We start from the raw sequence: 25,663 nt of genomic DNA, 5'->3' as shown, positions 1-25,663 counted from the left end.
TTAACACGATGTTTACAGGAATCGTCGCGGCAGTGGGCCGCATCGAATCAGTCAACCCCCTCGGCACGGATGGCGATGCGGGCGTGCGCCTGAACGTCGAAGCCGGCGGCCTCGATCTCGAAGACGTCCAGCTCGGCGACAGCATCACGATCCAGGGCGCCTGCATGACGGTCGTGGCAAAAACCGCGCATTCGTTCGAGGTCGACGTCTCGCGCGAAAGCCTGAACTGCACGGCGGGCCTGGGCGAGGCTGGCGAGGTCAATCTCGAGAAGGCGCTGCGCGCGCATGACCGGCTCGGCGGGCATATCGTCTCCGGCCACGTGGACGGCCTCGGCACGGTCACGCATTTTGCGCCCGTGGGCGAATCGCACGAACTGCGCGTGCTGGCGCCGCGCGAGATCGGCCGCTACCTGGCCTACAAAGGTTCTATCACTGTCAACGGCGTGAGTCTGACCGTCAACTCGGTTAAAGATCGCGACGACGGCTGCGAGTTTTCGATCAACCTGATTCCGCACACGGTCGAAGTGACCGCGCTCAAGCGCCTGCGCGAGGGCACGCAGGTGAATCTGGAGATCGATCTGATTGCGCGCTACGTCGAGCGCATGCTGAACGCGCCGAAATAACCCGCGACAAAGCCCGCCGCGCATGGGCTGGCGGCGGCGCCCTGCCGCTTTCAACCGGTTCATGCGTCCATCGTTTTTCGAGCATACCGGTGCCGGGCGGCGCAACACCAGTCGGCCGAATGGCCTATACCATCCGGGCCTGGCGACTTGGCGGCGCGCGTGGCGTAAAATACGCGCTTTCCCGAAAAACTCTCCGCCACCATGACGCTCGCCTCCACCCAAGAGATCATTGCCGAACTGAAAGCAGGTCGGATGGTGATCCTCGTCGACGAAGAAGACCGCGAAAACGAGGGCGACCTTGTAATCGCCGCCGAATTCGTTACACCGGAAGCGATCAACTTCATGGCCCGCTACGGCCGCGGCCTGATCTGTCTGACTCTTACGCAGGAACGCTGCAAGCAGCTGAACCTGCCGCTCATGACCTATCGCAACGGCACGCAGTACGGCACGGCGTTCACGGTCAGCATCGAGGCGGCCGAAGGCGTGACCACGGGCATCTCGGCGGCCGACCGCGCCCGCACGATCGCCGTTGCGGTCGCGCCGGACACCAAGGCCGAGCACATCGTGCAGCCTGGACACGTGTTCCCGATCATGGCGCAGCCTGGCGGCGTGCTGGTACGCGCCGGCCATACCGAGGCCGGGTGCGACTTCACCGCGCTGGCAGGCCTCACGCCGGCCGCGGTGATCTGCGAAGTCATCAAGGACGACGGCACGATGGCGCGCCTGCCGGATCTGATGGAATTCGCCAAAGAGCACGATCTGAAGATCGGCACGATCGCGGATCTGATTCACTACCGCAGCCGCACCGAATCGATCGTCGAGCGCATTTGTGAGCGCACCATGCAAACCGCGCACGGCGCGTTTCGCGCGGTGATGTACCTCGACCAGCCGAGCGGCCAGCCGCATATCGCGCTGGTGCGCGGTACGCCGAACCCTGAGCACGACACGCCGGTGCGCGTGCATGAGCCGCTGTCCATGCTGGATCTGCTCGAAGTCGGCAAGTCGACTCACTCATGGACGCTGGACGCGGCCATGAAAGAGATCGCCCAGCGCGACCTCGGCGTGATCGTGCTGCTGAACTGCGGCGATTCGAAAGATCATCTGGTCGACGTGTTCAAAGCGTTCGACTCGAAAGAAAAGGCCGAGGCGCTCAAACGCCGCCCGGTCGACTTCAAGACGTACGGCATCGGCGCGCAGATTCTTCGCGAGCTCGGTGTGGGCAAGATGCAGGTGCTGTCGAACCCGCGCAAGCTGGGCAGCATGTCGGGCTACGGCCTCGAAGTCACCGGCTTCGTACCGATGCCGGGCAGCACCGCACAAGCTCCGCAACAAGGCTGATCCGACCATTCACGCGCTTAAGCGCCAACCCAAAACACTACGGAATTCACATGGAAATCGGACAATACCAACCGAATCTCGACGGCGACGGACTGCGTATCGGCATCGTGCAGGCGCGTTTTAACGAACCCGTTTGCAACGGCCTCGCGGATTCGTGCATCGAAGAACTCGAACGCCTCGGCGTGACTGGCGAAGACGTGCTGCTGGTCACCGTGCCGGGCGCACTGGAAATCCCCCTGGCGCTGCAAAAGCTCGCCGAAAGCGCGCAATTCGACGCACTGATCGCGCTGGGCGCGGTCATTCGCGGCGAGACGTACCACTTCGAACTGGTGTCGAATGAAAGCGGCGCGGGCATCACGCGCATCGGCCTCGACTTCGGCATTCCGGTCGCGAACGCCGTGCTGACCACGGAAACCGACGAACAAGCCGTCGCACGCATGACCGAGAAGGGTCGTGACGCGGCGCGCGTGGCCGTTGAAATGGCCAATCTCGCCGTCGCGCTCGAACAACTCGGCGGTGACGACGAAGAAGAAGACGAAGAAGAGGAAGAGGCATGAAGAGCGCACGCCGACGCTCCCGCGAACTGGCCACGCAGGGGCTTTACCAGTGGCTGCTGTCGGGCTCGCCCGGCGGTGAAATCGACGCACAGCTGCGCGGCGCGCAAGGCTTCGACAAGGCCGACCACGAACACCTGGACGCCATCCTGCACGGCGTGATCCGCGATTCGGAAGCACTCTCCGCGGATATCGCACCGTGCCTCGACCGTCCGATCGACCAGCTTTCACCAGTCGAACGCGCGGTGCTGCTGGTCGCCGCGTTCGAGTTGAAGAATCACGTCGATATTCCTTATCGTGTGGTCATCAACGAAGCCGTCGAACTCGCCAAGACATTTGGTGGCGCCGACGGCTACAAGTACGTGAACGGCGTGCTGGACAAGCTGTCCGCGCAACTGCGCGCTGCTGAAACGCAGGCAGCTCGCAAGCATTGAAGGTAAGGCGCGTGACCTGGTCGTGCGCTTTACGCTAATGCGGATTCGCCGGTCGACGGATCGTCCGCTGGCCGGTCGAATCCAATGCGGAACAATGCAGCCCCATGCTGGCGGGTGCTTGCAAGGACGGCGCCGTGCGCATGAACCCATGCGCACGGCACTGTCCCGCTTTTGCTTCTGAACTGGATTGATCGTATGAACTCCGTGACCGAACCCTTGGTGCGGCTTGCTGCCCGCGTCGACGCCATCCAGCCTTTCTATGTGATGGAACTGGCCAAGGAAGCCGGGCTACTCGAGCGCGATGGGCGCGACATCATCCACATGGGAATCGGCGAACCCGATTTCACCGCGCCAGAGCCGGTCATCGAAGCGGCCGCGAACGCACTGCGCCGCGGCGTTACCCAATACACCAATGCGCTCGGCCTGCACGCGCTGCGCGAGGCGATCTCGGCGCATTACGCCGAGGCCTACGGCGTCAGCGTCGATCCGGCGCGAATCGTCGTCACCGCTGGCGCCTCTGCCGCGCTACTGCTGGCTTGCGCGGCGCTGGTCGATCGCGACGATGAAGTGCTGATGCCGGACCCGTGCTACCCGTGCAACCGCCACTTCGTAATAGCGGCCGAAGGCAAGCCGGTGATGGTGCCAAGCGGGCCGGCCGAACGCTTCCAGCTGACCGCCGCCGACGTCGAGCGCCTGTGGAACGAGCACACCCGTGGCGTGCTGCTGGCGTCGCCATCGAATCCGACCGGCACGTCGATCGAACCGGCTGAACTCGAACGCATCGTCAAGACTGTGCGGGCGCGCGGCGGCTTCACGATCGTCGACGAAATCTACCAGGGCCTGAGCTACGACGCCAAGCCCGTCTCGGCGCTCTCGTTCGGCGACGACGTCATCACCGTCAACAGTTTCTCGAAGTACTTCAACATGACCGGCTGGCGTTTGGGCTGGCTGGTGGTGCCGCCCGGCATGGTCGGCGCATTCGAAAAGCTCGCGCAGAACCTGTTCATCTGCGCGTCGGCGCTCGCGCAGCATGCGGCGCTTGCCTGCTTCGAACCGGAAACGATCGCCATCTACGAAGCGCGCCGCCTCGAATTCAAGCGCCGTCGCGACTTCATTGCGCCGGCGCTCGAATCGCTGGGTTTCTCGGTACCGGTAATGCCTGACGGAGCGTTCTACGTGTACGCCGATTGCCGCACGGTCGCGCATCAGGCGGCGGGAGACAGCGCGGCGCTCACCAAAGCGATGCTGCACGACGCGGGCGTGGTGTTGGTGCCTGGCATGGACTTCGGCACGCACGCGCCGAAGGACTACATCCGGCTGTCGTACGCAACTGCCCTGCCGAAGCTGGAAGAAGCGGTCGAGCGACTGGCGAACCTCTTCAGGCGGCACTGACCGGACAGGATAAGCGTTGCTGCGGTTTGCAGGCTCCCAAAGGACTCGCCAAGACAGATTGCGATGCCCGACTCATGCTTCACGACCGCGCACGCCGCCGCAAGTGCAAGCCACAAAAGAAAAAGGACACCGATAAGGGTGTCCTTTTTTATACCAGCCGCTCTCGTGTCAGGCGAGAACCGCGTTACTTGAATCTCAGGCGCCCAACTCCGCGGCCGATGCCACGTGCTTAGGCGCATTGGAGCTAGCGTCGTCCTGTTCGGACACCGGCGTCTTCACCGGCGCTGCCGCGCTCAACGGATGGCTGGCATCGAGCGTCATCTGCACGCGCTTGCCGTTAGCCGATGAGGCAGCAGCCGTAGCCGTGTTCGACGCCGTCAGAACCGGAGCCTGCGGTGCATTGATCGGCACCTTGCGGCCACGCGCCACATCGCGCAGACGGCCACGCTCGGCCATCACCTTGGCGCCGTAGCCGCCGTCGTCCTGCGAGGTCGAGCCGACGTAGAGACGCAGGCCGCCTGGCAGCGAACCGCCGCGTGCGATGCAATCCTTCAGCACCAGCGCGCCCACCTTGATGTTCGCGACCGGTTCGAGCGCGGCGCTCTGGCCGCCGAAATACTGGAATTTGTCCGAGTGAACCTTGGACATTACCTGCATCAGGCCCTGCGCGCCCACGCCGCTCTCGGCGTACGGGTTGAAGCCCGATTCGATAGCCATCACGGAGAGCAGCAGAAGCGGGTCGAGACCGACTTCGCGGCCGGTGTCGAACGCTGCCTTCACGAGCTCGCTTACGGGCTCCTGAGCCACGCGATAACGCCGCGCCAGGTACGACGCGACCAGATCCTGCTCGCGGGTCGAGACCAGCACACGATCGTCGCGCGCGTCGGCCGAGACGCGCTGCGCCGGAATCAGCCGTGCCAGCGCGGAAACGCTCTGCATGGTGCGCGGGTCAAGGCCGTTCAAAGCCGCGACGCCCATGCCGGACGTACCGGTGCCGTCGAAGGCGCCGTCGTAGCTGGTGTTGCTGGCGGTGACGCCATTGTTCGCGCCGCTAGCGGCGTCGCTACCGGTCGAATTTGCGGCCAGCGAGTCGTCAGACGACGCGCCAGGCGGCCCGAAAGCCGGCAGCGGGTGGCCCTGCAGCAGACGGGCGGGACCGGCCTGCACAGCGGCGGAAATAACCGGCATCAGCTTGGCGGCAAGGCTGCCGCGCCAGGCTGGCATCAGCCACAGTGCGAGTGCCAGCACGACAGCAACACCGCCGACGATGCTAAACAGGTGATGACTCATTCGCGTCCCGCGACGCAACGCACCACGCACAACTTGCGCGATACGTTCATCGGGACGCCACGATAACCAGGCGTTCATTCAGATCTCCCATGTTGCATGATCCGCGAACTCCGCCAGTTGAACAGGCGGTAACACACGTTCGCAGAGTCAAGACATCGCGCGCTCTGTCTGGTTAGGGCAGCAGCGACGTCGGGAAAACGGTAAATACCGTTTGTGGGGAGCCATCTTGAAAAGATGGCCCGCGGCATGCCAAATAAGCACGCAGGCGGTAGCTCCCACGCGAAAAACCAGCGTCAGATGGCGCTGGCGAGGACTTCAGTAAGGCCGTCAGATACCGTGCAGGGGGTCGGTAAACGGTGACGCGTTGCGTCAAAAGGGACCGGGGGCAGTGGTAAAAGGTTCACGCCCTGCAACCAATGTGGACGGATTCTATGCAGGGTTTTATAGATCGTCAACACTATAGATAGGCAAATGTATAACTAATTGTAATAATGAACAGTGTTCAGTCTTTGCAAAACCGCGTGCCGCGCGCGTCTTGAGCTATCTCAATTACGCCTCCCGAAGGTGGCCGTTTGGCCAATCTACGTGCGCCTGCCGACACAGGTAAAATCAACAATCGTTTTGGCGCCGCGCAGTCTGACGGTGCCTTCCATTTTTGCCGCTTGCGCGGCTCCCTACCGCACCAGATGAAATACAAAGACCTGCGCGACTTCGTCGGCCGTCTCGAAACGATCGGTGAACTGCGCCGCATCTCGCAAAACGTCTCGCCCGTCCTGGAAATGACCGAACTGTGCGACCGCGTCCTGCGCGCCGGCGGTCCGGCGATATTGTTCGAGAGCCAGCAGCAGCACGCGTTTCCGGTCCTCGGCAACCTGTTCGGCACGCCGCGCCGCGTTGCACTCGGCATGGGTATCGACGCAGAAGCAGGCGCGGGCGACAGCGCTGCGCTGGAGTCGCTGCGCGACGTCGGCCGCCTGCTCTCCGCACTGAAGGAGCCGGAGCCGCCAAAGGGGCTCAAGGACGCCGGAAAACTGTTCTCGCTCGCGAAGGCGGTTTGGGACATGGCGCCCAAAACGGTGAGCGCGCCACCCTGTCAGGAAATCGTCTGGGAAGGCAACGACGTCGACCTCGCAAAGCTGCCGATTCAGACCTGCTGGCCGGGCGATGCAGGGCCGCTGATCACGTGGGGCCTGACCGTCACAAAAGGCCCGAACAAGAGCCGACAAAATTTAGGCATCTATCGCCAGCAGCTGATCGGGCGTAACAAACTGATCATGCGCTGGCTCGCGCATCGCGGCGGCGCACTGGATTTCCGCGAATTCGCGCTGCAGAATCCAGGCAAGCCGTATCCCGTGGCGGTTGTGCTGGGCGCCGATCCGGCGACCATCCTCGGGGCGGTCACGCCGGTGCCCGACACACTCTCGGAATACCAGTTCGCCGGGCTGCTGCGTGGCGGCCGCACCGAACTCGCGAAGTGCATCACGCCGGGCGTCGACGGTTTGCAGGTGCCGGCACGGGCCGAGATCGTTCTTGAAGGTTTCATCTATCCGCAGGAAGGCACGCCCTCGCCCGCCCCCGCAGGCGCGCCGTCGCGTCCGGCGAAAGGCGCATCGGCCGCTTACGAACACGCGCTGGAAGGCCCCTATGGCGACCACACCGGCTACTACAACGAGCAGGAGTGGTTTCCCGTCTTCACGGTCGAGCGCATCACAATGCGGCGCGACGCGATCTATCACTCCACCTACACCGGCAAACCGCCCGATGAGCCCGCCGTGCTCGGCGTCGCGCTCAACGAAGTGTTCGTGCCGCTGTTGCAGAAGCAGTTCACCGAAATCACCGATTTCTATCTGCCGCCCGAAGGATGCAGCTACCGGATGGCGATCGTGCAGATGAAGAAGAGCTACCCCGGCCACGCCAAACGCGTGATGTTCGGCGTGTGGAGCTTCCTGCGGCAATTCATGTATACGAAGTTCATCGTCGTGGTCGACGAGGACGTGAATATCCGCGACTGGAAAGAAGTGATCTGGGCCATCACCACGCGTATCGATCCGGCGCGCGACACCGTGCTGGTCGATCGCACGCCGATCGACTATCTGGATTTCGCCTCGCCGGTAGCGGGTCTCGGGTCGAAGATGGGACTCGACGCGACCAACAAATGGCCCGGCGAAACCGATCGCGAGTGGGGCCGCCCGATTGAGATGGACAGCGCGGTCAAACAGCGTATCGACACCTTGTGGAATGAATTGGGACTGTAAAAACAGGCCTCGAATCACACCATTGAATTTTTAGGATTCTGTCGGCATCGAAGCGATCCGGTCGCCATCCGGGTCGGTCGCGCTAGAACAAGTCTGAATAACAAAACTGATGGAGCAGTTGCGCGGATGCATGCCTTTTCAATGATGTCGGACGGTTTTTTTCTGTCGTTGTCCTTGTGTCTGGATATCGGTCTCGTCAACGTCGCGATGATTTCGCTGACGCTGTCGCACGGCTTCAAACCAGGCTTCTGGTTGGGCCTCGGATCCTGTTTCGGCGATCTGGTTTACGCGACGCTCGCGCTTGCGGGAATGGCTGCGCTGCTGCAGTTCGAATCGGTGCGCTGGGTAGTGTGGATCGGCGGCGCGGCGATTCTGCTGTTTCTCACGTGGAAGATGGCGCGTGAAGCCATGTTCCCGGCGTCGGCACCTGCCGTTGCCGGAGAAGCGGATGCCAACGCGCCGCATCTTTCCGCGTGGCGCGGTTTCTTGCGCGGCGTGTTGCTGGCGATGTCGTCGCCTTCGGCGATTCTGTGGTTCGCCGCAGTCGGCGGCGCGTTGATTGCGAAAGCCGGCGCCACCAGCGTGACGACTGCACCGGTATTCCTCGGCGGCTTCTTCCTCGGTGGCATGTGCTGGACGATCTTTATCTGCGGACTCGGCAGCCACGGACGCAAACGCGCCGGCACCGGTTTGCTGCGCGCGTGCCATGTGTTGTCGGCGCTGCTGTTCGCGTACTTCTCGTATAGCGTGATCGTGAACGGGTATCGCGATCTGATCGTGCAGACCGCTCAGGTGGCGAGCTAAAAAAAACGGCTCGCCTTGGCGAGCCGTCTTCCATCGATTTCAATACGCGCAGCGCGGCGCAAATTCAATCGCGCAGCCTGTCAGGCGAGATACTGCGCCAGCTTCTCCAGATCGACGTTGCCGCCGCTCACCACTACGCCCACCCGCTTGCCCTTCACCGGCACGATGCCATTGAGCACGGCCGCCGCGGCGAGGCAACCCGTCGGTTCCACCACGATCTTCATGCGCTGCGCGAAGAAACGCAGGGTGTCGATCAACTGCGCGTCGCTGACCGTTTCGATCTGCGCGACTAACTTCTGAATGATCGCGAACGTGTAGTCGCCGAGATGCGTGGAGGCAGCGCCATCGGCGATCGTGCGCGGTGCGTCGATATGCACGATCTCCCCGCGAGCAAGCGATTGCTGGCCGTCGCTGCCCGCTTCGGGCTCAACGCCGATCACGGTACACCCCGGACTCAATGCCGCCGCCGACAACGCGCTGCCGCCGATCAGCCCACCGCCGCCGAGGCAAACGAACAGCATGTCGAGCGGGCCGATTTCTTCGATCAATTCCTTCACTGCCGTGCCCTGCCCCGCGATCACGTGCGGATGGTCGTACGGCGGAATCAGCGTCATGCCACGTTCTTCGGCGAGCCGCCGGCCGATCTCTTCGCGATTCTCGGTGTAGCGGTCGTAACTGATCACTTCGCCGCCATAGCCCTTGGTCGCCGCGACTTTCGCGGCAGGCGCGTCGTGCGGCATGATGATCGTCGCGTGAATCCCGGCGAGGCGTGCCGACAGCGCGATTGCTTGCGCATGATTACCCGACGAATACGTCAGCACGCCCGCTTTGCGTTGCTCCGCGTCGAAATGCGAAATCGCGTTGTACGCGCCGCGAAACTTGAAGGCGCCCATGCGCTGGAAATTTTCGCACTTGAAGAACACTGACGCACCCGTGCGCTCATTGAACGTGCTGGAAGTGAGAACGGGAGTACGGTAGGCGACGCCTTCAAGACGCGCAGCGGCGTCGAGTACGTCGTCGAAAGTGGGAGCGGGAAGCGCTTGCATCGGCGAAACTCTCCAGGAGCGGTGGCGAAACAGCCATTCTCCCAGCTTCGACAGTGCTTTGGTATGCCGCTGTGAAAACACAAACGGCGTAACCCGGCGATCAAGCCGGCGTTACGCCGTCAATACATCCCGCGCGCTTCTTGCGATCAGCGGCGATAGTAGCCGTGGCCGTAATAACCGCGACCGTAGTAGCCATGGTGATAATAAGGACGGCCATAACCACCGTAATATCCACCCACCACAACTGCCGGCGGTGCGTAATAGCCCGGCGCGTACACCACCGGCGGAGGCGGCGGCGCGTAATAGACTGGCGGCGGCGCGGCATAAACCGGATACGCCGGCGCGATCGGAATGCCAATACCGATACCGACGGAAACGTGCGCCTCTGCAGCAGTAGCGAACCCCACGCCGAGTGCGGCGGCAACGACAAACGGAACGATCTTTTTCACTTTTGTTCTCCTGGCGCGGCCCACTAAGGTCGCCGACATCGCATGCCTTGCATGCCATGAAATCAATGTATCGAAAAAGACCACGCATAGATGTTCGCATTTGTTGCAAATTGCAATTGGCGGCAATCGGTTGGAATTTGCGTCGGCGCGGTGCCGCCCGGGCACGCCCTGTAACGGACCGAGAACTAAGGGTTTGCCAGCGCTCGTGACGACGCAAATCCTCCGCTTTGCAACTCTTGCCGCTTCTGCCACTCACTTCCCAGTAATCTTTAATTACAAATTAGCTTCAATCCTGACGGCCCAAATGAAAAATGCCTGGCGCAATCGCACCAGGCATTTCTTACCCATGAGCAAACGGTATTTTCAGCCTACCTTCACGTAGGTGAATTCTCTGGAGACGTTGGGCGGGACGTACGCGCCGCTGATGCGTACGCGTGGCGTCAAGCGCTTCTTCTGATCCCACCAGCGACGGCGCTGCGAGTGCGTCAAAAACCGCAAGTGCTTTCGGTAAGAAAAAATATTCATCGTTACCTCCCGAATCTGACTGCGAGACGAAAAACCCAGAACAGCAACTGCCAAACCGGCTCAGGAAAAGAAATTGTGAGCAGTTTTCGGACCTGCGGGGCGCGCGAGGCCGGATGACTGACCGGAGGCTCCATATCGCACGCGCACTCATCAGAGGAATACTGGAACCGGGATACGTCACTGCCGGACGGATGCGCGATACTTCTGCTTTCCCGTTCAAGCATTCCGTCTGGAGCAGGCCCTCATGTCCCAGCCCTCTCTGCCGCGCCTCGGCTTCATCGGTGCGGGTCGGCTCGCGCGCTGTCTCGCGCTGAGTTTTTCACGCGCCGGCTATCCCGTCACGGCGGTGGCGAGCCGCACGGCAGCCTCGGCCAACCGGCTCGCCAGTCAAATCGAATCTTGCGCGGCGTTCGACGATCCACAACAGGTCGTCGACGCCGCAGACATCGTCTTTTTAGCCGTTCCCGACGACAGCATCGGTACGACAGCGCACACACTGCGGTTCGTGACGGACGCGGCAGGCGGCCCGCACGGCCGGGCGCTCGTGCATTGCAGTGGCGCCTCGCCGGTGGAACTGCTGGCTCCGGCGCGCGACCAGGGCGCTGCGATCGGCGGCTTTCACCCACTGTACCTCTTTGGCGGCGATCTCGCAGACATCGACCGGATCGCCGGCTGCTCGGTGACGATCGAGGCCGACGGCGCGCTCAAGGATGCGCTGACGGCACTGGCCGTGGCCCTGCATTGCCATCCGTTGTCGATTCCAGCGGGCGGACGCATGCTGTACCACGCCGCCGCGCATTACGCCGCGAGCTTCGCGCTGTGCAGCCTCGCTGAATGCGTCGCGCTATGGCGCACGCTGGGCTTTGCCGAAGACGACGCGTTGCGCGCGCTGCTGCCGATGCTCTCCAGCACAATCGAAACCGCCCGCGACAAGGGCCTGCCTAACGCACTCGCCGGCCCCGTGTCGCGCGGCGATACGGGTGTCGTGGAAAAGCAGTTGGCGCTACTGGAAGGCCTTGGCGGCGACCATGCCGCGCTGTACGGTTTGCTGTCGCGGCGCGCGGTCGGATTGGCCGAACGCCGCGCCAAACCGCCGGCCGCGATCGAGGCGATTGCCGAGGCGGTGGAAGAATCGCTCAACCGGTCGCTGAATCAGGCCGCAGCAGGTGCCAGCGTCAAGTAAGGCGTGATAATGTGACGTCCGGCGCCGCGCGCAATCCGCCAGCGCCGCGCTTCAGGACCAACAGACGAGAACGCACAATGATCAAGGTCAGCATCCTCTATCCGTATCGGGAAAACGGCCACTTCGACGTGGACTATTACTGCGTCACGCACATGCCGCTCGCGGCCACGCTGTTTGGGCCGTCGCTGAAAGGCTGGTCGGTCGACGTCGGCATCAATGCCGGGCCGCCGGGAACGCCGCCGCCGTATGTCGCCGCAGGCCACTTCCTGTTCGATAGCACGGACGACTTCTATAAAGTCTTCAAGTCCGCCTCGGAGCAGTTGGTTGCCGACATTCCGAATTACACCGACGGTGGCAACGGCACGATTCTAATCAGCGAAATCAAGGTTTCTGTGTGATGTCCCGTGGCCGGTTGCGGTTTGGCAGCATGCAGATTGCCGGTTAGTCTGACTCGAGCACCTGGAAATTGATCCACCGCGTCCCCACTTTGATGCGTAACTGATGCGTAATGCGCCCTCCCCTGGGAACGGCGCAAGCAAGCCCAACAAAACCGCCGGCGCACCGATCGGTCAGCGCCGGCACCCCGCGGCCGATCGACGGCCGTCATCCGAAGGATAAGGACACGAGATGTTTGGCGATATCGCCCGTTTTCTGCTCAATACCGTCTTTACGCTGTTCGGCGCAGCGTTGCTGCTGCGCGCATGGCTGCAGGTCGTGCGCATGCCGCCGTACAACCCCGTCACGAACGCCGTGCTGCAAGCCACCAACTGGATCGTGCTGCCTTTGCGGCACATTCTGCACAGCACCCGCAACATCGACTGGGCGAGTCTGGTCGCGGCTCTGATCGCGGCAATTGTTTACGTGGTGCTGATGGTGGTGCTCACGGGCGCCGATCCGCTCACGCTTGTGCCGACGTTGTTGATCGTGGCCGTGCTGACCGTCATCAAGTGGGCGCTGAATCTGATCATCTGGATGACGATCCTGATGGCGCTGCTGTCGTGGCTCAATCCGCGCTCGCCGGCCATGCCGATCCTGTACCAGCTGACCGCGCCGTTTCTGAATCCGCTGCGCCGCGTGGTGCCGCAACTCGGCGGCATCGACCTCTCGCCGATCCTGCTGTTCGTGATCGTGCAGGTGCTGCTGATGGTGGTGACGCGTGCGGCTGTTCAGTTGACCTACTTCGTGATCTGAACGACGCTCCGTGCGGCTTGCAGATAAGGGGCGGCGGCGCGATTTGCGCTAACTGCCCCTTCCCGAGTAGAATTGTGCGCTCTGCGGGCGTCGTATAATGGTAATACCCTAGCTTCCCAAGCTAGAGCCGTGGGTTCGATTCCCATCGCCCGCTCCAGAATTTCTCAAATCGTCACTAGTTCTTCGCGGTCTTCTCGACCGCCTTGACCAGTTTGAAATTCCCTTCTTTATCCAACGCGTAGTAGTACGTCCCGCTTCCCTCTTCATTCCGGCTGCCGTGAACCACGAGGAGGCGACTGTCGCGCCGGAATTCGAGCGGCTCCTTCACATCCACATCCCAGCAGCACACCGTAAAAGGCAGCCACGTGACGCGGCCGGTCTTCGCATTGATCGCCACGCTCGACACGCAGGACGCCCCGCAGCCCCAGCTTGCCAGCACGCAGTGCCCGGCGAAGTTGGGCTTCTGCCGACTGGCTTCGCGGATACGCGTTGCATATTCCTTGTCGCTCGCGGATACGAGCCGCACTTTCGCCGCTTTGCCCGCAAAGGTGTCGCTCACCGCGAACTCTTCAAAGCGCGGCGTGCCGGCATCAACGGCTTGCGCTACGCCCATCCAGCACGCGGCCGAAACGAAGCCCATCAATAGAAACTTGTTCAATGCTCAACACCAGTGGTTTGCTTCCCATGCGAGCCGCGCTGACGCAGCGGTGTGATATCGCCCGAGAATATAGCGAATCCCGCCCTGACATTCTTCAATTGCATTGCCGAACGATTTTTCGCCATTCGGATTCAATTCATATTGAGGCGGCAGCAACTGATAAAGCCCGCGCGCGGACGATTTGCCATTGCGCACGTCCGCCACGCCGCACGACTCCTGCGCCATCAGCCACAGTAAATCGTTGAATTGCGTGAGCGGCACGCCTTCAATGGCCATCGCTTTACGAAGCGCATTCTGGGAAGTAGTCAGAACCGCGGTTGGATCGATAGCGACCCAATCCGTTTTGGCGGCTTTTGCCTGCCGATGATTGTGCGCGTATTTGCCCATGATGGATTTTCGCTTTGATAATCGTTGCAAGAGGAAGGCTTACAACGCGATTAAATCATACGAATCTCAATCATGGTTATGAAAACGTAATCTTGGTGCCGATTCCCCGTTACTATCTTCACTCCTCGATAATTGAGGATTTGGCCAGCTAGGCCCGGCATGATTCTCGCCCCCAGTCGCAGCCATGATCCGGGGGGGGGGGTTGTCACCGGGCCTGGTGGGTGGCTGGTGATCGCTAATAGGGGCTCGGCCGGGAACATCTTGAGGCCGTCCGTAACGTGGATGCCGAGACTTGCCACCGATGTTGCAGGCCAACCAGCTCAATCTGCATAAACACTTCGATGCAAGAAAACCAACAACATAACTCCGTCGACGTCTTCGTTGGCGTTGACGTAGGTAAAGGCCATCATCACGCCGTCGCTCTCGATCGGACCGGAAAGCGCCTGTACAACAAAGCGCTTCCAAACGATGAGACTAAACTGCGCGCCCTCATCACTGAACTCAAGGCGCACGGTCAACTTCTATTCGTCGTCGACCAGCCCGCCACCATCGGTGCGTTGCCGCTGGCAGTCGCCCGCGCCGAAGGCGTTCTGGTCGCCTATCTGCCAGGTCTGGCCATGCGCCGCATCGCCGATCTGCATGCGGGCGAAGCCAAAACCGACGCCCGCGATGCCGCCATCATTGCCGAAGCTGCCCGCTCGATGCCGCACACGCTGCGCTCGCTTCGACTGGCCGACGCGCCGCTCGCCGAACTCACCATGTTGTGCGGTTTCGATGACGATCTCGCCGCACAGATCACACAGACCAGCAACCGCATTCGCGGCCTGCTTACCCAGATCCATCCTGCACTGGAACGGGTTCTGGGGCCGCGCCTCGACCATCCGGCCGTGCTCGATCTGCTTGAGCGATACCCGTCGCCCGCCGAGCTTGCCGCAACCAGCGAAAAAACACTCGCCAACCGCCTCACCAAACTTGCACCTCGTATGGGCAAAAACCTCGCTGCCGAAATCGTTCAGGCGCTCAGCGAACAGGCTGTGGTCGTACCCGGTACTCAGGCATCAACCATCGTCATGCCGCGTCTGGCCCTGCAGCTCGCATCTTTGCGCAAACAACGCGACGAGGTTGCCAGCGAAGTTGAACGCCTGGTACATGCGCACCCTCTTTGGCCAGTCCTGACCAGCATGCCGGGAGTCGGCGTCAGGACCGCCGCCCGACTCCTCACTGAAGTTGCTCACAAAGCCTTCGCGTCAGCCGCACATCTCGCCGCCTACGCCGGCCTCGCCCCGGTCACTCGACGCTCAGGCTCTTCTATCCGTGGCGAACACCCATCCAGGCGGGGCAACAAGGTGCTCAAGCGTGCGCTCTTCCTCTCTGCCTTTGCCGCCCTGCGAGACCCGATCTCAAGGGACTATTACGCCCGCAAGGTCCAGCAGGGCAAGCGCCACAATCAGGCTCTCATCGCCCTTGCCAGACGGCGCTGCGACGTGCTGTTCGCAATGCTGCGCGACGGCACCCTCTACCAGCCGAAATCCGCCCCTAATGCTTGACGAAACACATAGGGGCATCCCCCCTCAAACCGCCGACCGTCTGGACGCACCCTTTTCGGGTGTGCTACCGTACGCGCACTTGCAACGCCCGCTCCACCTTCCTGCTGAACCATCAGCAGAATCCAGCACGAGCCGCCTCCCATGAAGGCGGCTTTTTTGTAGTGGCGGCGGCTAGCCTGGCGATTCGAGCAAACCGCGCCTGCGAACTGCGGCCCGCGCCGCTCAAGCGCAAAAAGGCGCCTCGCAATACGCCATGCAAGCCGCCGAGCCCTCACCCTTGTAGCAGCATCGATAATGATCCACGATCCAAACGACGCCGGCTTGCCGGACGAACTCCCGCCGCCTTCCATCGAAGCTGAAGACCAACCGGCCGACGCCGATGCCGGCACCGACACCCCGCCAGAAGAAGCCCTGCATCGACGCCGCATCCGCAGCTTCGTCACACGTGCGGGTCGCGTGTCGACCGGCCAGCGCCGCGCGATGGACGAACTCGGCCCGCGCTTCGTCGTGCCCTTCACACCTCAGCAGCCCGACTGGACTGGCGTGTTCGGCCGCGCGGCGCCGCGTGTGTTGGAAATCGGCTTCGGCATGGGCGCAACCACCGCGGAGATTGCCTCGCACCGTCCGGACGACGACTTCCTCGGCGTCGAAGTGCATGAGCCAGGCGTCGGCGCGCTGCTGAAGCTGATGGGCGAGCAGGCGCTGTCGAACATCCGCATCATTCAGCACGACGCGGTCGAAGTGCTCGAGCAGATGATCGCGCCGGACAGCCTCGACGGCGTCCATATCTTCTTTCCCGACCCATGGCACAAGGCGCGCCACCATAAGCGCCGGCTGATCCAGCCGAAGTTTGTCGCGTTGCTGGTTTCGCGTCTGAAGCCGGGCGCGTACCTTCATTGCGCGACCGACTGGCAGAACTACGCTGAGCAGATGCTCGAAGTCCTGGGCGCCGATTCCGCTCTGGAAAATACCGCCGACGGCTACGCGCCGCGTCCCGAATATCGTCCGGTGACGAAGTTCGAGCGTCGCGGGCTGCGACTTGGGCACGGCGTGTGGGATCTCGTGTTCAGGAAGCGCGGCGCGGCGTAAACCGCACGCTATAACTCGCTCGCCCAAAGAAAAAGGTCCGCAAACGCGGACCTTTTTTCATGATTCGAAAGAGGACTGAAGACTCAGTCCGCCCAGCTCAACGCGCCGCTGTAGCCGACCAGCAGAATCAACAGGCCGAAGCCGATCCGGTACCACGCGAACACGGTGAAGTCGTGCGCGGAGATATACCGCAGGAGCCAGCGCACGCAAGCAAAGGCACTGATAAAGGCCGCCACGAAACCGAGCGCGAAACTGCCAAACGCGTCCACGGACAGCAAATGCCAGTCTTTATAAAGCTCGTAAGCCGTCGCGCCGAAGATGATCGGAATCGCGAGGAAAAAAGAGAACTCCGTGGCGACACGCCGCTCGAGGCCAAACAGCATCCCGCCGACAATCGTCGAACCCGAGCGCGACATGCCAGGGATCAGCGCGAAACACTGAGCGAGACCGACTTTCAACGCATCCAGCGGGCCCAAATCGTCGACGTGCTGAACGCGCGCCGCCGCGTCGCCCCGCGTGCGCTGGCGCGCTTCGGCCCAGAGAATCACCACCCCGCCCGCCACCAGCGCGAAGGCGACCGGCACCGGCGAAAACAGTGCCGCCTTGATGGCCTTCTCGAACAGCAAGCCGAGCACGACAGCCGGAATCGTTGCGATGATCACGTTCAGCGTGAAGCGCCTCGCGTCGGGCCGGCTGGGCAAGCCAACCACCACGCTGCCAATGCGCCGACGAAACTCCCAGCACACGGCCAGTATCGCGCCGAGCTGGATCACGACATCGAAGGTTTTCGCGTGTGCGTCCGTGAAATTGAGCAGACTGCCCGCGACGATCAAATGGCCGGTACTCGACACCGGCAAAAATTCCGTCAACCCTTCGACGACGCCCAGAATCAGCGCCTTGCAAGCCATTAGCCAGTCCATCCGTGACCCTCATCGCTGTAGATAGTCGAAACGAACAGGGTCAGCACGGTGCGCGCGCGGCCCTGCCAGCCGCGCGCAGCGTCATTTCTCGACGATTTGCACGCGTATGCCGTTTGTAAGGATGGTGATTGTACCGGGTTCGTAATTCACCCCGGCAAATTGAAGCTGTTCGGGCTTGAAGGTGTAGATCGGATAGTTGGTCAGCAACTGCGTGGCGAGCACGGCCGCCGCGGAATTGATCTGCTGCGTGTAAGCCTGCGCCTGCCCGCTTACGCTGACGTTGTCGACGTTCGGCGACTTCAGCACGACCGATTTGCTGGCGGCGTCGTAAGCCAGCTCGCTCGACAGCGTGAAGACACCATCGACCGGTTGCGGCATGAACGGGCTCGCAAAGCGTGCATCGAGCATCACCGAAACGCGGTTCGCGTCCGGCAGGAAACCGACCACCGGATTGGTCAGCGCAACCTCGAACACCTGCGAAACCGTGCGTTGATACGGGAATTTGCGCTGCACCGCGTCCTGCACCTGCTGCTGCGAGAACGTGTAATGCGAGGGGATGAACGGAAAGATCGGCGTCGCGCAGGCCGCCAGCGACACGGTGAGGCCAAGCGCGGTGGTGCCTGTCAGCGCTGCAAGCAGGAAGCGGCGCCGGGTCGGCGCAGCGGGTCGAGTCATGCGAAATCTCCTGGGGAAGCCTTCTCGAGCATGCGGTTACGTTGGGTTGTGCCTGTCTGCGAGGATGGCAAGGCGGAATCGTTCAAGCGCTATCGGCGTGCCGCCTGTTGCGGTTGCGTCAGCGTTTCCAGCTGGGTAAGCCACGCGAGTGCTTCGCTGCGGCTTGCGCCGCACATGTCCGCCTGCGGTTGCAAACCGGAACAACATGCCGGCCGCTCTGGCTGACCGAAGATCGCGCAGCGCAGATCATCGCCGAGTTGCACGCAGCGCACGCCCGCCGGTTTGCCATTCGGCATGCCTGGAATCGGGCTCGAAATCGACGGCGCGATACAGCACGCGCCGCAATCGGGGCGGCACGCATGACCGTCCACATGGAACGGGGACTCGCGCTTCAGCACGCTGTTCGGTATATCACTCACAACATTTTTCCTGAACTCGAAAACCAGCAACACAACTGACAACGCAGCGCCAGACCCGCATTGTGCCATCGCATCCCGTGCGACCTTTTTACACAATCCGGCAGAAGGTCGCTCACGTAAACTTGATGGCTACGAAAGGCCACGCTCAAGAGGCGTTTGCGCTGTTCGATCCGGTCTCGAGAACCCGCCGGTTCGTGCCTCTTCAAGGGTGGCCGTCAAACCCGAGCGCTCCATGACCACCGCCAACACACTATTCCGCCCCGACCTGCTCGCCAAATACAACGCGAACGGTCCACGGTATACGTCCTATCCGACCGCCTTGCAGTTCCGCGACACGTTCGATCCCGCCGACTATTTACGCGCCGCGGCAGACCCCGGCGCTTGCGCCACCGATCTCTCGCTGTACTTCCACATCCCCTTTTGCGACACCGTATGTTTCTACTGCGGCTGCAACAAGGTCGCGACGAAAAACCGCGCGCACGCGCGTCCTTACGTCACGCAACTGAAGCGCGAAATGGCCTTGCAGGCAGCGTGTTTCGACACGCGGCGCCCGGTCTCGCAATTGCATTGGGGCGGCGGCACGCCCACGTTCCTGTCGCATGACGAAATGACGGAACTGATGGCAACGGCGCGCGAGCACTTCACGCTACTGCCCGATACTGAAGGCGAGTATTCGATCGAAGTCGATCCGCGCGAGGCATCGCCAGAGACCATTGCGCATTTGCGCACGCTAGGCTTTAACCGGCTCAGTCTCGGCGTACAGGATTTCGATCCGGTGGTGCAGCAGGCGATCAATCGCATTCAACCGCTCGAGATGACTGCCTCGGTCATGCAAGCCGCGCGTGGCACGGGGTTCCACTCGATCGGCGTCGATCTGATTTACGGGCTGCCGCATCAAACGGTCGATAGCTTCAGCCGCACGCTCGACACGATGATCGAACTCGCGCCCGATCGCCTTTCGGTGTTCGCGTATGCGCACATGCCGCAGCTCTTCAAGATGCAACGGCAGATGGATGCGGCCACGCTGCCCTCGCCGGCCGTGCGCCTCGCGATTCTGCAACGGGTGGTCGAACGGCTGACGGGCGCGGGCTATGTCTACATCGGCATGGATCACTTCGCGCTGCCCACCGATGAACTCGCGCGCGCACAGGCGCAGCGCACGTTGCATCGAAATTTCCAGGGGTACAGCACGCGCGCTGAATGCGATCTGATCGGCTTCGGCGCGTCATCGATAGGCAAGGTCGGCGACGTGTACGCGCAGAACGTCAAGGACCTGCCGGGCTATGCCGCGGCAATCGATGCCGGCAAGCTCGCGATCACGCGCGGCGTGCGCCTCACTGCCGACGACCGTCTGCGTCGCGATGTCATCACGCAGTTGATGTGCAATTTGGAACTGCGCTTCGACGAATTCGAGGCCGCGTACGGCATTCGCTTCGCCGATACGTTCGAGCCGGAACTTGAGCGCTTACGTAGCTTCGAGCAGGATGGGCTGGTGTCGGTAAGCGGCAGCAAGCTCGAAGTGCAGATGGCCGGGCGCATGCTCGTGCGCAACATCGCGATGGTGTTCGACCGCTATCTCGCCCAGCAGACGCTCGAACGGTTTTCACGCACAGTTTAATGACTGAGCACGCGAAGAAGGCATGCGGCTTGCCCGCCATCGAATTTTCCGCCATAATCTCCGTCTTCGCCGCGCGCCATTCGCTGACGCGTGCGCTGCGGGACCTGCCCAGGTGGTGAAATTGGTAGACGCAGGGGACTCAAAATCCCCCGCCGCAAGGCGTGCCGGTTCGATTCCGGCCCTGGGCACCAAAAAAGATTCGAGCAGTACCGCATAAAATCAGAAAGCCCCGCCCAGTCATGCTGCGCGGGGCTTTTTGTTGCCCTGCCTGAAACATTGAAATAAGGCATTGAGATACGGTGCTAATCCGCATCACTGTTGCTGGCCCGCAAGACCTCGGTTGGCGCTTACTCGACGACCGACCATGAGGCCGGCATCGTAGGCCGCTTCCAGCGCTCTCGCGAGGCTATCGACGCGCACGATACGCAAATCGGCGCTCGCCTTGCCGCTCAGTTCGAACGTCGCGATGCCGAGCGTTTCATGCGCGATCGACAGCAGCAAATCCAAATGTGCGTCGCGTTCGATGGTGGTGGTCATGGTCGGCTCCTGATAGTTGGCATTGCACTTATCAGCTTAGGCAGTAATTGCCCATGCAATATGTGACGTTCCGTCGCATATTGAAGCTCTTCTCGACATTGAGCGAGCCGACGCCAACGGCGCCGGTGCTCATATCCGCCGCCTACTGCCCCGCCACCCGCGCGCCGCCATGCATCGTCGCGCGCCTGCGCTTGAAGACATAGCTGGCCCACATCACGACCAGCCATGCGGGCACAAGCCACACCGAGACCGAGAGGCCCGGCGTCATGGCCAGAATCACGAGGATCAGCGCCATGAACGCGAGGCAGATCCAGTTGCTGACCGGGAACCAGAACGACTTGAACACGAGCGTCTCGCCCGCCGCCACCATCGCCTTGCGCGACTTCAGGTGCGTCAGGCTGATCAGCGCCCAGTTCAGCACGAGTGCGGCTACCACGAGAGCCATCAGCAAACCGAGCGCTTCAGCCGGAATCAGATAGTTGATGATCACGCACGTGAACGTGGCGAGCGCCGACAAACCGATCGCCATATACGGCACACCGCGCCGGTCGACCTTCATCAGCGCACGCGGCGCGTTGCCCTGTTCCGCGAGACCGTAGAGCATGCGGCTATTCGCATACACGCCGCTGTTGTACACGGACAGCGCCGCGGTCAGCACCACCACGTTGAGCACATTCGCGGTCAGCGTCGAGCCGATCTGCGAGAAGATCATCACGAACGGGCTGCCGCCTGCCGCGACCTGACTCCACGGGTACAACGAGAGCAGCACCGCCAGCGAGCAGATGTAGAAAATCAGAATCCGGTAGATCACCTGATTTACGGCCTTCGGAATGCTCTTCTGCGGGTCGGACGCTTCTGCTGCCGTAATGCCGATCAACTCGAGGCCGCCGAACGAGAACATGATGACCGCGAGCATCATGAACAGGCCATGAAAACCATGCGGGAAAAAGCCGCCGTCGGCCCAGAGATTCGTGATCGAGGCCTGCGGCCCGCCATGCCCGCTGATCAACAGATAGCCGCCGAACAGGATCATGCCGATCACCGCCACCACCTTGATGATCGCAAACCAGAATTCGGTTTCGCCGTACGCTTTGACGTTGGCAAGATTGATCGCGTTGATAATGCCGAAGCACACCAGCGCCGAGACCCACGTAGGCACTCCCGGCCACCAGTAATGCACGTAGGTGCCCACCGCGGTCAGCTCGGCCATGCTCACGAGCACGTACAGCACCCAGTAGTTCCAGCCGGACAGAAAGCCGGGGAAGTCGCCCCAATACTTGTAGGCGAAGTGGCTGAACGAACCGGCCACCGGTTCCTGCGCGACCATTTCGCCGAGCTGCCGCATGATCATGAAGGCGATGATGCCGCCGATCGCGTAGCCGAGAATCATCGACGGGCCGGCTGCCTTCAACACGCTGGCGGAGCCGAGAAACAAGCCGGTGCCGATCGCCCCGCCCAGCGCAATCAGCTGGATGTGACGATTCTTGAGCCCGCGCTTCAGGCCGTCTTGCTGCTGTGCACTATTCAAAATTGCGCCCCAGTGTATGGATATCGATCGCCCGATCAGACTTATGGTCTGCCCCGGCAGAACCTGAAATTTTACCGCGGCCGATATTAGCTAAATACTGGGACCAACCCGCGCTTGGTTCTGCGCCGCACTTAACGGCGAGGATAGTGATTGTCACTGGCGTGGGGCTTCTGTATGTTGCCCTAGTCGAGGTTTCCGCCTTCGGAGATTCAACATGTCGCCCAAACGCCTGCTTTGCGCCACTGCTGTGTGTCTCTGCTTCGCCGGGGCTGGTGCCATCGCGCAAACCGCGGCGCCCACGGCGGAACCCGCCGCCGAACCGGCCGAGATGCCCGGCATGGAGTCAAGCGCACCTGAAGCACCAGTCCCGCCACCCGCCGCGCCGGCCGTAGTACCCACAACGCCTGCCGCCACCGCACCAGCGACCCCAAAGGCGAGCGCCCCTACACCGACCGCGGCGCCCGCGGCACCCATGACCGGCCCCGTGCGCAACGTCGTGCTGGTTCATGGCGCGTTTGTCGACGGGTCGAGCTGGAACGGTGTCGTCGCGAAGTTGCAGCAGAAGGGGTATCACGTGAGTTCGGTGCAGAACCCGCTCACCTCGCTCGCCGACGATGTTGCGGCCACGCGCCGCGTCCTCGCGCGCCAGCAGGGCTCGACCATTCTGGTGGGCCACTCGTGGGGCGGTGTCGTGATCACCGAAGCGGGCGCGAACGCGCCGAACGTCGCCGGTCTCGTGTACGTCGCGGCGATCGCGCCGGACCTGCATGAATCCACGGCAGACCTCATGAAACGCGCGGCACCGATGCCCGCGGATCAAGGCATCACCGCGGACTCCAGCGGTTTCCTCTGGCTCGACCGCACGAAATACCACGCCGACTTTGCCGCGGACGTGCCCGAAAACGTCACGCGCGTGCTGTCCGCCGCGCAAGTCCCAATCGCCGCGACGGCATTTAGCGAAACTGTCAGTCACGTAGCGTGGAAAGAGAAGCCGTCGTGGTACGTGGTGACGACCCGGGATCGCGCGTTGTCGCCTGAAATCGAAAAATTCATGGCCGAGCGGCATGAACGCGAAGGTCGTGTCGATGTCATCGAGTCATCTTGCACCGGTGTCGCATGCGGGTGCAATTGCCGACGTAATCGATCACGCGGCGCGTGAACTGAGCCGGCAACAGTAGACCGTAGCCAGTTAATGCGTATGCGCGAGATCGAGCGCGCATACGCTGTAGTCGGCAAGCACACGTTTTGGCGCTTAAGAACAATCAAGCTCACCCAGGTATCCACGCACACGCACACGCACACGCACACGCACACGCACACGCACACGCGCACGCAAGCACCAAAGCAGAACTAAAGCGCTAACGCTTCACGACTCCCACGCCTCTCACCGCAGATTCGTCGTCGCCAATTCAACCACCTCATCACCGCGGCCATTCAGCACCGCTCGCAGCATATACAAACTGAACCCCTTCGCCTGCGCCCATTGAATCTTCGGCGGCAATGCGAGTTCGTGCTTCGCCGTCACTACGTCGATCACCGCGGGCCCAGGATGCGCGAATGCCTCGCGCAATGCGGGCTCGATGTTTTCCGACAATTCGATCCGCGCGCCATAGATGCCCGCGCCGCGTGCAATCGCCGCGAAATCGGTGGCGGCGAGATCGGTGCCGCTTTCGAGGTAGCCGCCCGCCTTCATCTCCATCGCGACGAAGCCGAGCGTGCTGTTGTTGAATACGACCACCTTGATCGGCAGATTCAGTTGGCGCGCGGTGAGCAGATCGCCGAGCAACATCGAGAGGCCACCGTCGCCCGATAGCGAAATTACCTGGCGTTGCGGCTCCGCCGCTTGCGCGCCCAACGCCTGCGGCATCGCATTAGCCATCGAACCGTGATTGAACGAGCCATGCAGACTGCGCTTGCCGTTCATCGTCAGATAACGCGCGGCCCAAAGCGTCGGGGTGCCGACGTCGGCACAAAACACGGCGTCTTCGTTCGCCACTTTGTCGATGATACTAGTCAGATATTGCGGATGAATCGCACGCCCCGGATCAGACGGGCGGGCGAGATCGTCGAGGTCCTTGCGCGTATCGGCGTAGTGCTTGCGGGCGTTCTCGAGAAAGCGTCGATCGGTCTTGCGCTTGATCAACGGGAGCAGTGCCTGCAAGGTCGCCTTGACGTCGCCGACGAGGCCCAGCTTCAACGGCGCACGCTTGCCGAGCGTGGAGCCGCGGCGATCGATCTGCACCACGTTGCCGTGCGACGGATAAAAGTTGCGATACGGGAAATCGGTGCCGAGCATCACGAGCGTGTCGCACGACATCATCGCGTGATAGCCCGAACTGAAACCGATCAGGCCGGTCATGCCGACATCGAACGGGTTGTCCCACTCCACGTATTGTTTGCCGCGCAATGCATGCACGGTGGGGGCGCCGAGCTGATCGGCGAAGGCCACCACTTCGTCATGTGCGTCAGCGCAGCCGCTGCCGCATAGGAGCGTCACGCCACCGGCCTGATTCAGCATATCGGCGAGCCGGTCGAGATCCGCGCCGGAGGGCACCACCGTCGAACGTTCGAGCGTACCGGCCCACGCCGGCGTTTCGTCGGGGGCTTCGCTGAGCGCGACATCGCCGGGCAGCACGATTACCGCGACGCCACGCTCCTCGATTGCGGTGCGCATCGCGCGCGCCAGCACGCGAGGAAACTGCGACGGGTTCGTCACCAGCTCGACGTAGTGGCTGCACTCCTTGAACAACTCTTGAGGATGGGTTTCCTGGAAGTAACCGAGGCCGATCTCCGAGGAGGGAATGTGCGCGGCGATGGCGAGCACGGGTTGATGATTGCGATGACAGTCGTACAGGCCGTTGATCAGATGCAGGTTGCCTGGACCGCAACTGCCCGCGCAGACGGCGAGCTTGCCGGTAGCGGCGGCATCGGCGCCGGCGGCGAAGGCCGCGACCTCTTCGTGGCGCGTATGCATCCAGCGAATCGAACCGAGCCGTTGCAAGCTGTCCGACAGGCCGTTCAGACTGTCGCCGGTCACGCCCCAAATCCGTTCGACATCTGCTGCCGCCAGTGTTCTGGCCAGATAATCCGCGATAGTCTGCTTACCCATGTTGTACTCCGCTAAGTGAGAGAGACGGTACCTCTGGAATGCCAGAGAGTACCGCGTCCTCGCAACACCTGTCACAGAGGGGGCAGCGTTTT

At 62.1% G+C, this 25,663-nt stretch carries 23 protein-coding genes, 2 tRNA genes and 2 pseudogenes; 16 read left to right on the top strand and 11 right to left on the bottom strand.

The window, feature by feature from the left end; all coding sequences use genetic code 11:
• The first annotated feature begins 8 nt into the window (after nucleotides 1-8).
• The 5 genes from B0G76_RS03060 to B0G76_RS03040 all read left to right on the top strand — a co-directional run bounded on the left by B0G76_RS03060 (nucleotide 9) and on the right by B0G76_RS03040 (nucleotide 4,341).
• Nucleotides 9-623 carry a riboflavin synthase gene (locus tag B0G76_RS03060; RefSeq protein WP_120290004.1) on the top strand — a complete coding sequence of 205 codons (615 nt, stop codon included), beginning with the start codon at nucleotides 9-11 and terminating at the stop codon, nucleotides 621-623.
• Nucleotides 624-824: 201 nt separating this feature from the next.
• The gene (gene ribBA / locus B0G76_RS03055) at nucleotides 825-1,961 is read left to right on the top strand and encodes a bifunctional 3,4-dihydroxy-2-butanone-4-phosphate synthase/GTP cyclohydrolase II (RefSeq protein ID WP_120290002.1); all 1,137 of its coding nucleotides are present in this window, start codon (nucleotides 825-827) and stop codon (nucleotides 1,959-1,961) included.
• A 50-nt stretch (nucleotides 1,962-2,011) separates the two neighbouring features.
• Entirely contained in the window at nucleotides 2,012-2,518 is a 507-nt protein-coding gene (ribH, locus tag B0G76_RS03050; protein ID WP_115098789.1) for a 6,7-dimethyl-8-ribityllumazine synthase, read from the top strand.
• On the top strand, nucleotides 2,515-2,949 hold the full coding sequence (gene nusB / locus B0G76_RS03045) for a transcription antitermination factor NusB (protein ID WP_054037337.1): 435 nt from the start codon (nucleotides 2,515-2,517) through the stop codon (nucleotides 2,947-2,949). The genes ribH and nusB overlap by 4 nt, the downstream gene beginning before the upstream one ends.
• A 195-nt stretch (nucleotides 2,950-3,144) precedes the next feature.
• Nucleotides 3,145-4,341 carry a pyridoxal phosphate-dependent aminotransferase gene (locus B0G76_RS03040; protein ID WP_120290000.1) on the top strand — a complete coding sequence of 399 codons (1,197 nt, stop codon included), beginning with the start codon at nucleotides 3,145-3,147 and terminating at the stop codon, nucleotides 4,339-4,341.
• Nucleotides 4,342-4,536: 195 nt separating this feature from the next.
• Here the strand turns inward: B0G76_RS03040 and B0G76_RS03035 are convergent, their stop codons facing one another.
• Nucleotides 4,537-5,709 carry a lytic transglycosylase domain-containing protein gene (locus B0G76_RS03035; RefSeq protein ID WP_120289998.1) on the bottom strand — a complete coding sequence of 391 codons (1,173 nt, stop codon included), beginning with the start codon at nucleotides 5,707-5,709 and terminating at the stop codon, nucleotides 4,537-4,539.
• A gap of 608 nt (nucleotides 5,710-6,317) precedes the next feature.
• On the opposite strand from B0G76_RS03035, the gene B0G76_RS03030 reads away from it, so the two are divergent.
• Both B0G76_RS03030 and B0G76_RS03025 read left to right on the top strand, forming a co-directional pair.
• Nucleotides 6,318-7,886 carry a UbiD family decarboxylase gene (locus B0G76_RS03030; protein ID WP_120289996.1) on the top strand — a complete coding sequence of 523 codons (1,569 nt, stop codon included), beginning with the start codon at nucleotides 6,318-6,320 and terminating at the stop codon, nucleotides 7,884-7,886.
• A 126-nt stretch (nucleotides 7,887-8,012) separates the two neighbouring features.
• Nucleotides 8,013-8,690 carry a LysE family translocator gene (locus B0G76_RS03025; protein WP_120289994.1) on the top strand — a complete coding sequence of 226 codons (678 nt, stop codon included), beginning with the start codon at nucleotides 8,013-8,015 and terminating at the stop codon, nucleotides 8,688-8,690.
• Between the two features lie 80 nt (nucleotides 8,691-8,770).
• On the opposite strand, the gene B0G76_RS03020 is transcribed toward B0G76_RS03025, so the two are convergent.
• Nucleotides 8,771-9,736: a threo-3-hydroxy-L-aspartate ammonia-lyase gene (locus tag B0G76_RS03020; RefSeq protein WP_120289992.1), complete on the bottom strand. Its 966-nt coding sequence runs from the start codon at nucleotides 9,734-9,736 to the stop codon at nucleotides 8,771-8,773.
• 146 nt (nucleotides 9,737-9,882) lie between these two features.
• Nucleotides 9,883-10,185 carry a hypothetical protein gene (locus B0G76_RS03015; RefSeq protein WP_120296163.1) on the bottom strand — a complete coding sequence of 101 codons (303 nt, stop codon included), beginning with the start codon at nucleotides 10,183-10,185 and terminating at the stop codon, nucleotides 9,883-9,885.
• 769 nt (nucleotides 10,186-10,954) lie between these two features.
• Here B0G76_RS03015 and B0G76_RS03010 point away from each other — a divergent pair.
• From B0G76_RS03010 to B0G76_RS02995, 4 genes are all read left to right on the top strand, one after another.
• Entirely contained in the window at nucleotides 10,955-11,893 is a 939-nt protein-coding gene (locus B0G76_RS03010) for a Rossmann-like and DUF2520 domain-containing protein (RefSeq protein WP_120289990.1), read from the top strand.
• 77 nt (nucleotides 11,894-11,970) lie between these two features.
• On the top strand, nucleotides 11,971-12,291 hold the full coding sequence (locus B0G76_RS03005) for an EthD family reductase (protein ID WP_120289988.1): 321 nt from the start codon (nucleotides 11,971-11,973) through the stop codon (nucleotides 12,289-12,291).
• Between the two features lie 229 nt (nucleotides 12,292-12,520).
• Nucleotides 12,521-13,084, top strand: coding sequence for a YggT family protein (locus B0G76_RS03000; RefSeq protein WP_093638987.1), 564 nt, complete (start codon nucleotides 12,521-12,523; stop codon nucleotides 13,082-13,084).
• Nucleotides 13,085-13,167: 83 nt separating this feature from the next.
• Nucleotides 13,168-13,241, top strand: a tRNA-Gly gene (locus B0G76_RS02995).
• A gap of 18 nt (nucleotides 13,242-13,259) precedes the next feature.
• Here B0G76_RS02995 and B0G76_RS02990 read toward each other — a convergent pair.
• A complete protein-coding gene (locus B0G76_RS02990; protein ID WP_147393996.1) occupies nucleotides 13,260-13,742 on the bottom strand; it encodes a hypothetical protein in 483 nt (160 codons plus the stop codon).
• Nucleotides 13,743-13,745: 3 nt separating this feature from the next.
• A complete protein-coding gene (locus tag B0G76_RS02985; RefSeq protein ID WP_120289984.1) occupies nucleotides 13,746-14,129 on the bottom strand; it encodes a hypothetical protein in 384 nt (127 codons plus the stop codon).
• 282 nt (nucleotides 14,130-14,411) lie between these two features.
• Between B0G76_RS02985 and B0G76_RS02975 the strand changes: the two are divergent.
• Together B0G76_RS02975 and trmB are read left to right on the top strand one after the other, a co-directional pair.
• Nucleotides 14,412-15,676 (top strand): annotated as a pseudogene (locus B0G76_RS02975) (IS110 family transposase).
• Between the two features lie 294 nt (nucleotides 15,677-15,970).
• Nucleotides 15,971-16,765, top strand: coding sequence for a tRNA (guanosine(46)-N7)-methyltransferase TrmB (gene trmB / locus B0G76_RS02970; RefSeq protein WP_120289978.1), 795 nt, complete (start codon nucleotides 15,971-15,973; stop codon nucleotides 16,763-16,765).
• A gap of 83 nt (nucleotides 16,766-16,848) precedes the next feature.
• On the opposite strand, the gene B0G76_RS02965 is transcribed toward trmB, so the two are convergent.
• The 3 genes from B0G76_RS02965 to B0G76_RS02955 all read right to left on the bottom strand — a co-directional run bounded on the left by B0G76_RS02965 (nucleotide 16,849) and on the right by B0G76_RS02955 (nucleotide 18,779).
• Nucleotides 16,849-17,685: an undecaprenyl-diphosphate phosphatase gene (locus tag B0G76_RS02965; RefSeq protein WP_120289976.1), complete on the bottom strand. Its 837-nt coding sequence runs from the start codon at nucleotides 17,683-17,685 to the stop codon at nucleotides 16,849-16,851.
• Nucleotides 17,686-17,766: 81 nt separating this feature from the next.
• Complete coding sequence (locus B0G76_RS02960) at nucleotides 17,767-18,360, bottom strand: DUF1439 domain-containing protein (protein WP_120289974.1); 594 nt, start codon at nucleotides 18,358-18,360, stop codon at nucleotides 17,767-17,769.
• A gap of 89 nt (nucleotides 18,361-18,449) precedes the next feature.
• The gene (locus B0G76_RS02955) at nucleotides 18,450-18,779 is read right to left on the bottom strand and encodes a YkgJ family cysteine cluster protein (protein WP_120296162.1); all 330 of its coding nucleotides are present in this window, start codon (nucleotides 18,777-18,779) and stop codon (nucleotides 18,450-18,452) included.
• A gap of 232 nt (nucleotides 18,780-19,011) precedes the next feature.
• Here B0G76_RS02955 and hemN point away from each other — a divergent pair, with 232 nt between their 5' ends.
• A complete protein-coding gene (gene hemN / locus B0G76_RS02950) occupies nucleotides 19,012-20,397 on the top strand; it encodes an oxygen-independent coproporphyrinogen III oxidase (protein ID WP_120296161.1) in 1,386 nt (461 codons plus the stop codon).
• Nucleotides 20,398-20,503: 106 nt separating this feature from the next.
• A tRNA-Leu gene (locus B0G76_RS02945) sits at nucleotides 20,504-20,588 on the top strand.
• Between the two features lie 121 nt (nucleotides 20,589-20,709).
• Here B0G76_RS02945 and B0G76_RS02940 read toward each other — a convergent pair.
• Nucleotides 20,710-20,934 carry a DUF6900 domain-containing protein gene (locus tag B0G76_RS02940; RefSeq protein ID WP_120289972.1) on the bottom strand — a complete coding sequence of 75 codons (225 nt, stop codon included), beginning with the start codon at nucleotides 20,932-20,934 and terminating at the stop codon, nucleotides 20,710-20,712.
• 142 nt (nucleotides 20,935-21,076) lie between these two features.
• Entirely contained in the window at nucleotides 21,077-22,462 is a 1,386-nt protein-coding gene (locus tag B0G76_RS02935; protein WP_120289970.1) for an amino acid permease, read from the bottom strand.
• Nucleotides 22,463-22,676: 214 nt separating this feature from the next.
• Between B0G76_RS02935 and B0G76_RS02930 the strand changes: the two are divergent.
• Nucleotides 22,677-23,640, top strand: a pseudogene (locus B0G76_RS02930) (alpha/beta fold hydrolase).
• Nucleotides 23,641-23,846: 206 nt separating this feature from the next.
• Here the strand turns inward: B0G76_RS02930 and poxB are convergent.
• Nucleotides 23,847-25,571 carry a ubiquinone-dependent pyruvate dehydrogenase gene (gene poxB, locus B0G76_RS02925; RefSeq protein WP_120289968.1) on the bottom strand — a complete coding sequence of 575 codons (1,725 nt, stop codon included), beginning with the start codon at nucleotides 25,569-25,571 and terminating at the stop codon, nucleotides 23,847-23,849.
• Nucleotides 25,572-25,663 lie beyond the last annotated feature (92 nt).

The sequence above is a fragment of the Paraburkholderia sp. BL23I1N1 genome, from assembly GCF_003610295.1.
In the GTDB taxonomy this organism is placed as follows: domain Bacteria; phylum Pseudomonadota; class Gammaproteobacteria; order Burkholderiales; family Burkholderiaceae; genus Paraburkholderia.
The sequence above is the reverse complement of the archived record's forward strand: the minus strand, read 5'-3'. Positions and strand labels throughout refer to the sequence as shown.